We start from the raw sequence: 9,980 nt of genomic DNA, 5'->3' as shown, positions 1-9,980 counted from the left end.
GCTTGAACTTGACCAGGGCGTACGGCATTTTCGCCAGATCGTCTTGCGCGCCGGCAATCTCGAAATCATTGCCCTTTCCGCCGGGTTCGACAAACGACTGCACCATGACCAGCGCCAGCAGAACCGCGGCTGCCGCCCAGGCGACGCCGACCGGCACCGCCATAAAGCGGCCCCAGGCCTGCGCCAGCCAGGACGATCCTGCCGGCTTGCGCGCAGGCCCGGCCTCGGCGTCGAGTGCCTTGGCAAAGCGGCTGAGCGCATCGGCCGGCGGCCGGATTGCTTCGTTGGCGGCCGTGGCGCCGGAGAATTCGGCTTCAGCTTCGCCAAGGGCGGCAAGTGCGGCCGGATCGCTGGCCAGCCATTCCTCGACCGCTTCCAGGTCGGAACCTTCCAGCGAGCCGTTCAGGTAGAACGGCAGCAGCGTTTCCATTTCGTCGCGGCGCGACATCTTTTCAGCGGCGCTCATGGCCACCCCCTGTCGTAACCGGCGGCCTTGAGAGCCTCGCCGAGTTTCTTGCGGGCGTAGAACATCCGGGTCTTGACGGTGGCGACCGGAATGTCGAGCACCTCGCTGATCTCGCTCACCGACTGCCCGTGATAATAGGCAAGATCGATGACGACGCGATGCTCTTCCGGCAAGGCGTCGACGAAGCGCCGCAGGGCGGCCGCCTTGTCTTCCTTCATGGTGACGACTTCCGGCGTGTCGGCGCCGTCGGGCACCGCGGCGGCGGCCTCGTCGTCGATCCAGTCTTCCTTCTTCTTGCGCAGAAAGGACAGCGCCTTGAAACGGGCAATGCCGAGCAGCCATGTCGAGACTTCGGAACGCCCTTCGAAGCCGGGCGCCTGGCGCCACAACTCGAGGAAGACTTCGTTGGCGATATCGTCGGCCATCATTTCCGATCCCGTCTGGCGCGCCACGAAGCGGTAGACCCGCGCGTGGTGACGCATGAACAGGAGCCGCACGGCGGCTCGGTCGCCCTTCGCGACCCGGTCGACAAGCGCGCGATCGGTCTCCGTCGCTGCCGTCATGGCCGGTCGAGCCGCCTGGCTCCTGTCTGCTCTGTCGCTGATCGGCCCAAAAAGGTTCATCCTCCGCCAAGGAATTTTGCGGAGGCTAACCGAAGAGCGCGGAGGTTGCCAGAGGTGCGCCTCTTCCTTCTCCCACAAGGGCAGAAGGGAAGAGCTTCGCGGACCGCTTCTCACTCCAAGAAAGACTTCGCCTTCATCGTCGCGGGCACGGGAACGCCCAGTCGGCTCAGCACCGTCGGCGCCAGCTGCAGCTGGTCGAGTAGTGTGTCCGCATCCGGCCCTTTGCCTTGTCCAAAATAATACAGCGCGAAATCCTGCATCTCGTCGTCATGGCCGCCGTGATGGCCACGATCGGTCTGGCCGTGATCGGCGGTGACGATCACCTCATAGCCGGCTTCGATCCAGCGTGGCAGGAAGGCGGCCAGCATGCCGTCCATCGCATAGACGGCATGGTCCATCTCGTGGCAGTCGTGGCCGAAGCGGTGTCCCATCGAATCCAGCGTGCAGGTGTGCAGGATGCCGTAGTCGATGCCATGGCGTTTCGTCAGCATGGTCAGCGTCGCGAACAGGTCGACATCGCTCGGCGTCATCTGGTTGCGGAGATTGTAACCGGTCATGGTGTGGAAGCGGCCATGCGTGATCGGCCCGCCTGGCTCGTCGAATTCCATGCCCTCCACCAGGTCGAACGGGTAGGCGCGGAAGAATTCCGACCAGTAGGAATGGGTCACCGCCCCCGTCTTGCCGCCTGCCTTGCTGACCTCGGAGAAGATATCGGGCTGCTCGACGCGGAAACGGTTCTCATTGGAGAGAATCCCGTGCACCTGCGGCGAAACCCCGGTGTGGATCGAGGCATAGCAGCAGGCCGAGGTCGACGGCAGCACCGAGCGCATCTTCCAGACCTGCGCCTCGCCCGATTGCACCCAGCCTTCGAGATTGCCCATCAGCCGGCGCCAGTTCCGGTAAGGCACGCCATCGAGGATGATCAGCAGAAGCTTGGATTTGAGCGCCACGGGCTGCTCCATGCGGTTGGCGGTTGAAACGGGAACGCCGTGTGCCGTCCCGGGCACACGGCGTTCTGATAGATGAAATCGGACGATCAGGGTCCGCTCAAGCGTTGAGCCAGCACTCGGCAAGCGCGTAGCCGTCCATCATTTCGCCGATAGGGCTCTTGGCATAGCCGCCGATCTTGTTGGTGGCGGCCGCGTCGATGAACTGGTTGAAGAAGGGCACGATCAGCCCGCCTTCGTCACGCATCATCACTGCCATATCGTGGTAGATCGCCTGGCGCTTGGCCTGGTCGAGCTCGCCGCGCGCGGTAAACAGCATCTTGTCGAATTCCGGCCGCTTGAAGCGCGTGTCGTTCCAGTCGGCGGTCGAGACATAGCCGGTGGAATACATCTGGTCCTGCGTGGCGCGTCCGCCCCAGTAGGAGAGCGAGAAAGGCTGCTTGTTCCAGACCTCCGACCAGTAGCCGTCGCCGGGTTCGCGCTTGATCTCGATCTTGATGCCGGCTTTGGCGCAGGACTGCTGATAGAGCTGTGCGGCATCGACGGCGCCCGGGAAGGCGACGTCCGAGGTGCGCAGCACGATCGAGCCGCTGTGGCCTGATTTCTTGTAGGCTGCCGCCGCCTTGTCCGGATCGAACTTGCGCTGTTCGATATCGGCGGAAAACAGCGGATAGGCCTCGTTGATCGGGAAGTCGTTACCCACCGAGCCATAGCCGCGCAGGATCTTTTCCAGCATCTCGTCGCGGTCCATGGCTAGCTTCAGCGCCATGCGCAGATCGTTGCTGTCGAAAGGTGCGGTGTCGCAGAACATGTTGAACGGATAGTAGCCCTTGCCCGAGACGTTCTCGATGGAAACGCCCGCGATGCGCTTGACCAGATCGACGACCTTGGGTTCGACGCGGTTGATCATGTGCACCTGGCCGCCTTGCAAGGCTGCAAGCCGTGCGGTCGCATCATTGATGACGATGATCTCGACCTGGTCGGCATGGCCGGCCTTGTCGCCAAGCCAGTAATTGGCGAAACGCTCGCCGCCATGGCGCACGCCTGGCTGGTTGACGCTAACCTTGTAGGGTCCGGCGCTGATGCCGGCATTCGGATCGTCCTTGCCGCCATTCGGCTGGATGACGAGATGGTAGTCGGCCATCAGATAGGGGAAGTCGGCATCGGCGTCGCCGAGCGTGACGATGACTTCCTTGCCGCTCGCCTTGACGCCCTTGATGTTCTTGAGGATGCCGAGTGCTCCGGACTTGGACTTCTCGTCCGCATGGCGCTCGATGGTGGCGGCAACGTCCTCCGCGCCGACCGTCTTGCCATTGTGGAACTCGATGCCATCGCGGATCTTGATCGTCCATGTCTTGGCGTCGGCTGAGGCGCCAATCTCTTCGGCAATCAGGTTGACCAGCTTGTTGTCCGGTGTGAGGCGCACAAGATACTCGCCCCAAAGCTTGCCAAAGCTGAAGGTTACCTGGCTGAGATTCAGCGCCGGATCGAGGCTGTTGGTGGATTCCCCGCCCTGCAGGCCAGCCTTGATGATACCGCCCTTCACCGCCGTCTGGGCAAATGCCTTGCCGGCCAGCGCCGGCATCATGGCCGCCGATACGCCGAGCGCGGCGGCGCGCCCAAGAAAGGCACGGCGCGATATCCGGCCGTGACCGGCGAGTTCGGCGAGATAATCGAGTTCAGTTTTCATGTCCTACCCCTGTTTAAAAGTCGTGCGAGCGGCGCTCGTCCCGAAGGACGTGTGGCGCTCTAGTGTTGCATCCGGATGACGGTCGCTGACGCCCCTATGTGGCAGCTTGGTCTGACACAATTTCCAGGGGAAGCGCCTGCCTTTTTCTTCCGGCAGTATTGGTTCCCAGTTTTCCCGGAATTGCTTTAGTTCCCCGCGCTGGCCATGCGCCGTCCCTTGATTGCCTTTTCCAGCCAGCCGATTTCCATCTCTGGAACCGAGGAGAGCAGCAGGTCGGTGTAGGCGTCGAAGGGCGGGCTCAGCACCTTGCCCTTGGGGCCGTAACGCACCACCTCGCCGCGATACATAACCGCGATTGAATCGGCGATCGACTTCACCGTGGCAAGGTCATGCGTGATGAACAGATAGGCGACGTTCTCTTCCTTCTGCAGCTCCAGCAGCAGCTCGAGGATGCCGTGTGCCACCAGCGGATCGAGCGCCGAGGTCACCTCGTCGCAGATGATCAGCTTCGGCTTGGCGGCAAGCGACCGGGCGATGCAGACACGCTGTTTCTGGCCGCCGGAAAGCTCGGCCGGGTAGCGGTCGGAAAATCCCTTGCCCATCTCGATCTTGTCGAGCAGTTCGGCAACGCGTCTGTCGCGCTCACGGCCGCGCATGCCGAAATAAAACTCCAGCGGCCGGCCGATGATGGTGCCGACGGTCTGACGCGGGTTCATCGCCACATCGGCCATCTGGTAGATCATCTGCAACTGGCGCAGATCCTCCTTCGGCCGGTCGGCCAGCCTGTTGGCCAGCGCGCGTCCGTCGAAGGTGACGGTACCCTGTTCGGGTGGCAAAAGTCCCGTGATGGCGCGCGCCAGCGTCGACTTGCCGGAGCCGGACTCGCCGACCACGGCCAGCGTCTGGCCCGGATAGATGTCGACGGATACGTCCTTCAGCACCTTGATATGGCTGCGGCCATAGGCGGCGGTGACGTTCTTCACCGACAGGAACGGCGACGTGCCGGGCTTCTGCTCCTGGTGTTCGATCTCATGCACCGAGACCAGCGCGTTGGTGTATTCCTGGCGCGGCTCCTTGATGATCTGCCTTGTGCCGCCCCATTCGACCAGCCTTCCATGGCGCAGCACCATGATCTCGTCGGAGACCTGGGCGACGACGGCAAGGTCGTGCGTGATGTAGAGCGCAGCGACATGGGTGTCGCGGATGGCGTCCTTGATCGCCGCCAGCACGTCGATCTGCGTCGTCACGTCGAGCGCCGTGGTCGGCTCGTCGAAGACGATCAGGTCCGGCTCGGAGCACAGGGCCATCGCCGTCATCACACGCTGCAACTGGCCGCCCGAAACCTGGTGCGGAAAACGCTCGCCGATGGTTTCAGGGTTCGGCAGGCTGAGCTTCTTGAACAGCGCAACCGCGCGCTTCTCGGCCTCGGCGCGTGTCGCGGTGCCGTGCAGCAGGGTGGCTTCCACCACCTGGTCCATCAGTCTGTGCGCCGGGTTGAAGGCCGCTGCCGCCGACTGCGCGACATAGCAGACCTCGCGGCCGCGTAATTTGCGGAAGCCGTCCTTGCCGCCCTTGAGGATGTCGCGGCCGTTCAGGATCACCTCGCCGCCTGTGATGCGCACGCCGCCGCGGCCGTAGCCCATAGACGACAGGCCGATAGTCGACTTGCCGGCGCCGGATTCGCCGATCAGGCCGAGCACCTTGCCCTTCTCGAGCGTCAGTGAGACATCGTGCACCAGCACGATGTCCTTCGGCGGTTCGCCGGGCGGGAAGACGGTAGCCTCGATGCGCAGATTGCGGATGTCGAGCAGCAGGCCTGACTTCGGTTGCCCGAGCTTCGCTTTGGTGTCGGCCATCACCCGCGTCCTCCCTTGAGGCTTGTCGTCCGGTTGAGCACCCAGTCGGCAACCAGGTTGACGGAAATCGCCAGCAGCGCGATCGCCCCCGCTGGGATGAGTGCGGCCGCGATGCCGAACACGATGCCGTCTTTGTTTTCCTTGACCATGCCGCCCCAGTCGGCGTCCGGTGGCTGCACGCCAAGGCCGAGGAACGACAGCGTCGACAGGAACAGCACCGCGTAGATGAAGCGCAGACCGAGTTCGGAAACCAGCGGCGACAATGCGTTGGGGAGGATCTCGCGGAAGATGATCCAGCCGCTGCCTTCACCGCGCAGTTTCGCCGCTTCGACATAGTCCATGACGTTGATGTCGACGGCGACCGCGCGCGACAGGCGATAGACGCGGGTCGAATCCAGAATGCCCATCACCAGGATCAGCGTCACCAGATTGGTCGGCAGCACCGACAGCACGACGAGACCCATGATCAGTGTCGGGATCGACATCAAGAGATCGACGAGGCGCGACAGCAGCGTGTCGAACCAGCCGCCGAAGACGGCCGCCGAGAAGCCGAGAATGGCGCCGAGCGAGAACGACAGCGCGGTGGCCAGCACCGCGATGAACAAAGTGATGCGGGCGCCGTAGATCATGCGCGAAAGCAGGTCTCGGCCGAGATTGTCGGTGCCCAGCAAATGGGCAGCCGACATCGGTTCCCAGACGTCGCCGACGATTTCGCCATTGCCGTGCGGCGCGATCCAGGGGGCGAAGACCGCCGCAAGCACGAACAATGCCGTCAGCACGATGCCGATCAGCGCGGGGATGGGGATGCGTTTGATATCGAGCATATCCGCCCCCTATTTCGGATGTCTGAGACGCGGATTGGCGACGATCGCCGCTATGTCCGCAATGATGTTCAGGCTGATATAGACGGCGGCGAAGATCAGGCCGACCGCCTGCACCACCGGCACGTCTCGCTTGGTGACGTGGTCGACCAGATACTGTCCCATGCCCGGATAGACGAAGATCACCTCGACCACGACGACGCCGACGATCAAGTAGGCGAGGTTGAGCATGACGACATTGATGATCGGCGCGATGGCATTGGGGAAGGCGTGCTTGCGGATGACGTTGAAGGCCGACAGGCCCTTCAGTTCCGCCGTCTCGACATAGGCCGACTGCATGACATTGAGGATCGCCGCGCGTGTCATGCGCATCATGTGGGCGAGCACGACCAGCGTCAGCGCCGTCGCCGGCAAGGCGATCGCCTGCATCCGTTCGCCAAAAGGCATGCCGTCATAGACGGTCGAAATGCCGGGGAATATCTGCCATTTCACGGCGAAGAAATAGACCAGCACATAGCCGATGAAGAATTCGGGAAACGAGGTCGAGGCCAGCGCCAGCCCGGAGATCAGCTTGTCGACCCAGCCATTGCGGTAGCGCACCGCGATCAGGCCGAGGATGATCGCCAGCGGCACGGCGACGATCGCCGCCCAGAAGGCGAGGAACAGCGTGTTCCACAGCCGTCCCTTGATCGACGTGGCGATGTCCTGCCCGCTCGACATGGCCGTGCCGAGATCGCCGGTCAGCACGCCGCCCAGCCAATGAAAATACCTGAGATAGGCTGGCTGGTTGAGTCCGAGCTGCTCGCGCAGATTGGCAAGCGACTCCGGCGTCGCCGACTGTCCGAGAATGGCTTGCGCGACGTCGCCGGGCAGGATCTGGGTGCCGGCGAAGATCAGGACCGAAACGGCCAACAAGAGCAGAATGCCCAGCGCAACGCGCTGGGCCACCAGTTTCAAGATGGGTGAGGACATATCCGCAAGGCCAAGCTCAGGCTTCGAGCCAGCACTTCGCCAGCGCGTAGCCGTTCATCAGCTCCTGATGCGGATCGTCGACCCAGCCGCCGACCTTGGCGCCGGTAGCGTCGATGAACTGGTTGAACATCGGCAGGATCAGGCCGCCCTCGTCTCGTACCAGGACAGCCATGTCATGATACATCTGCTTGCGCTTGGTCTCGTCGAGCTCGGCGCGCGCCGCCAGCACCATCTTGTCGAAGTCAGGACGCTTGAAACGCGTGTCGTTCCAGTCGGCGGTCGACAGATAAGCGGTGGAGTACATCTGGTCCTGGGTCGAGCGGCCGCCCCAGTAGGACGCGCAGAAGGGCTGCTTGTTCCAGACCTCGTTCCAATAGCCGTCGCCGGGCTCACGCTTCAGCTCGATCTGAATGCCGGCCTTGGCCGCGCTCTGCTGGAACAACTGCGATGCATCGACGGCGCCCGGGAAAGCGACGTCCGAGGTCCGCAGCAGGACGGCGCCGTCGTGGCCGGACTTCTTGAAGTGGAACTTGGCCTTGTCGGGATCGTACTTGCGCTGCTCGATCTCGGTAAACAGCGGATAGGACGCATTGATCGGGAAGTCGTTGCCGAGCGAACCGTAGCCGCGCAGGATCTTGTCCAGCATTTCCTCGCGGTCGATGGCCAGCTTCAGTGCCATGCGCAAATCGGCGTTGTCGAACGGCGCCGTGTTGCAATGCATGATGAACACGTAGTGGCCAGGACCCGCGTGGTTGCGGATGGTGACGCCCGGCAGGCGCTTGATCAGGTCGACGATCTTCGGCTCGACGCGGTTGATCACGTTGACCTGGCCGCCCTGCAGGGCGGCCGTGCGCGCTGTCGCATCGTTGATGACGATGATCTCGATCTGGTCGGCATGGCCCATCTTGTCGCCCTGCCAGTAATTGGCGAAACGCTCGCCGCCATGGCGCACACCGGGCTCATTGGTCGTGACCTTGTAAGGACCGGCCGAGATGCCTGCGTCAGCCTTGTCCTTGCCGCCATTTGGTTGGACGATCAGGTGATAGTCGCTGAGCAAATAGGGCAGATCGGCATTGGCCTCCTTCAGCGTCAGCACGACTTCCTTGCCGCTGGCCTTGATGGTCTCGATACCTTTCATGTAGCCGAGCGCGCCGGATTTCGACTTCTCGTCGGAATGGCGCTCAAGTGTGGCGGCCACGTCCTCGGCGGTCACTGTCTTGCCGTTGTGGAATTCGACGCCGTCGCGGATCTTCAGCGTCCACACCTTGGCGTCGTCCGACGAGCCGATCTCCTCGGCGATGCGGTTCTCGAGCTTGCCTTCCGGCGAAAGCTCGACAATCAATTCGCCCCACATCTTGCCGAAGGCGAACGGCACCTGAGTCATGAACAGTGCCGGATCAAGGCTGTTGGTGGATTCGCCGCCGACAAGTCCGGCCTTCAGTGTGCCGCCCTTGACCGGGCCTGCCGCGCGTGCAGCGCTTGAAAGCAGCGAGGTGGCGAAGGGCGCGGAGATACCGAGCGCCGCCGCCCGGCCGAGAAAATCACGACGGCTCAGTTTGCCCGACGCGACACGCCGGCTAAGAAATTCCAGTTCGTTCGACATTTTGAGTTCCTCACTCTGTTGGTTCGACTCTGCGGTCGTTTTTCTTGTTTCTTGTGAGGAGAATAATGACCGCAAGGGAAAGCGGTAAGCAAGACCGAATGCGACATGCCGTGGCGTAAATCGTACGTCGCAATTGGACCAATGAAATCGGCATTCAAAGAAACGCGCGCGGCACCTTCTCCTCGAAATTGCGCTCGAAGACGAGGGTTTCGTCCTCATAGGCCTCGATTCTGGCGCTGACGCTGAAGTTTTGCCCGTCCGATCGCATTTCGGCTGTCGTTTCGGTGCGTACTGACCATCCGTTTCGCGACAGGGTCTGCGTCCAGTGCGTCTTCCCCGAGGCCGACAGCGGATCGTCGGGATGGATCGTCCAGGTCTCGCGGGCGATGCTGCCATTGGCGAGGCCATGGGCGAGATCGCGCACCTCGCCGAAATCGTCAACAATGGAAAGCGTCACCATTCCGGTCTTCTCATCACGATCGACATGACGCTCTGAATTGGCGGCGCGGATCGTCTCTGTTGCCCAGGGGGTGGCACCTTCCGGCTCGGCGAACGTTACTTCGTCGCCTGTCGCCAGCGGCCGCAGCGGCAAATTGAGCGTCGCCGTCGACAAGGTGAGCTGGACCGGCTCCGGCGACGGCCAGATGGCAGGCCAATAGGCGTTCGAAACGGCAACACGCAGCCGGTGGCCGGCCGGCACACGATAGGCGCATTGATCGAGCACGACGCGCACCGAGACGGTTTCGCCCGGCACCAGCGCCTCGGGGAATTCGTGCGAATTGCGGTGCGTCAGATTGAGCACGCCATAGGAGATCAACTCCGAGGCGCCGTCGGGATGCACATCGCAAAGCCGGACCGCGATGTTGGCCTGCGGACGATCAGAGGACAGCCGCAGCTCGACCTCCGGCGCTCCGACGATGTCGATCGGCTCGCTGAGTTCCGGCTGGTCGAAACACACCGACAGCGCATCGTCGGGGCGCTGGTCGCCGGGCAGTTCGGGAC

General features: G+C 62.8%; 9 protein-coding genes. All 9 read right to left on the bottom strand.

Features of this window, described 5'->3' with window-relative positions:
• The coding region (locus tag EN884_RS12945) for an anti-sigma factor (RefSeq protein WP_128360571.1) at positions 1 to 466 on the bottom strand (466 nt) is incomplete at its 3' end.
• Entirely contained in the window at positions 463 to 1,029 is a 567-nt protein-coding gene (locus EN884_RS12940; RefSeq protein WP_027163789.1) for a sigma-70 family RNA polymerase sigma factor, read from the bottom strand. The genes EN884_RS12945 and EN884_RS12940, both read right to left, overlap by 4 nt.
• A gap of 170 nt (positions 1,030 to 1,199) precedes the next feature.
• Positions 1,200 to 2,039, bottom strand: coding sequence for an alkaline phosphatase family protein (locus EN884_RS12935; protein ID WP_024501944.1), 840 nt, complete (start codon positions 2,037 to 2,039; stop codon positions 1,200 to 1,202).
• A 97-nt stretch (positions 2,040 to 2,136) separates the two neighbouring features.
• Positions 2,137 to 3,726 (bottom strand): ABC transporter substrate-binding protein, encoded by a 1,590-nt coding sequence (locus tag EN884_RS12930; RefSeq protein ID WP_024501943.1) that lies wholly within the window; start codon positions 3,724 to 3,726, stop codon positions 2,137 to 2,139.
• A gap of 185 nt (positions 3,727 to 3,911) precedes the next feature.
• Positions 3,912 to 5,582: an ABC transporter ATP-binding protein gene (locus tag EN884_RS12925; RefSeq protein ID WP_013528251.1), complete on the bottom strand. Its 1,671-nt coding sequence runs from the start codon at positions 5,580 to 5,582 to the stop codon at positions 3,912 to 3,914.
• Complete coding sequence (locus EN884_RS12920; RefSeq protein ID WP_013528250.1) at positions 5,582 to 6,406, bottom strand: ABC transporter permease; 825 nt, start codon at positions 6,404 to 6,406, stop codon at positions 5,582 to 5,584. The genes EN884_RS12925 and EN884_RS12920 overlap by 1 nt, the downstream gene beginning before the upstream one ends.
• Before the next feature lie 9 nt (positions 6,407 to 6,415).
• On the bottom strand, positions 6,416 to 7,375 hold the full coding sequence (locus EN884_RS12915; protein ID WP_013528249.1) for an ABC transporter permease: 960 nt from the start codon (positions 7,373 to 7,375) through the stop codon (positions 6,416 to 6,418).
• 16 nt (positions 7,376 to 7,391) lie between these two features.
• Complete coding sequence (locus EN884_RS12910) at positions 7,392 to 8,978, bottom strand: ABC transporter substrate-binding protein (RefSeq protein ID WP_063169819.1); 1,587 nt, start codon at positions 8,976 to 8,978, stop codon at positions 7,392 to 7,394.
• A 154-nt stretch (positions 8,979 to 9,132) separates the two neighbouring features.
• Positions 9,133 to 9,980, bottom strand: an 848-nt coding sequence (locus EN884_RS12905; protein WP_281034827.1) for a CocE/NonD family hydrolase C-terminal non-catalytic domain-containing protein, incomplete at its 5' end; no start/stop codon positions are given.

This window comes from Mesorhizobium sp. M7A.F.Ca.AU.001.01.1.1 (assembly GCF_004022735.1).
GTDB classification, from domain to species: Bacteria; Pseudomonadota; Alphaproteobacteria; order Rhizobiales; family Rhizobiaceae; genus Mesorhizobium; species Mesorhizobium ciceri.
The sequence above is the reverse complement of the archived record's forward strand: the minus strand, read 5'-3'. Positions and strand labels throughout refer to the sequence as shown.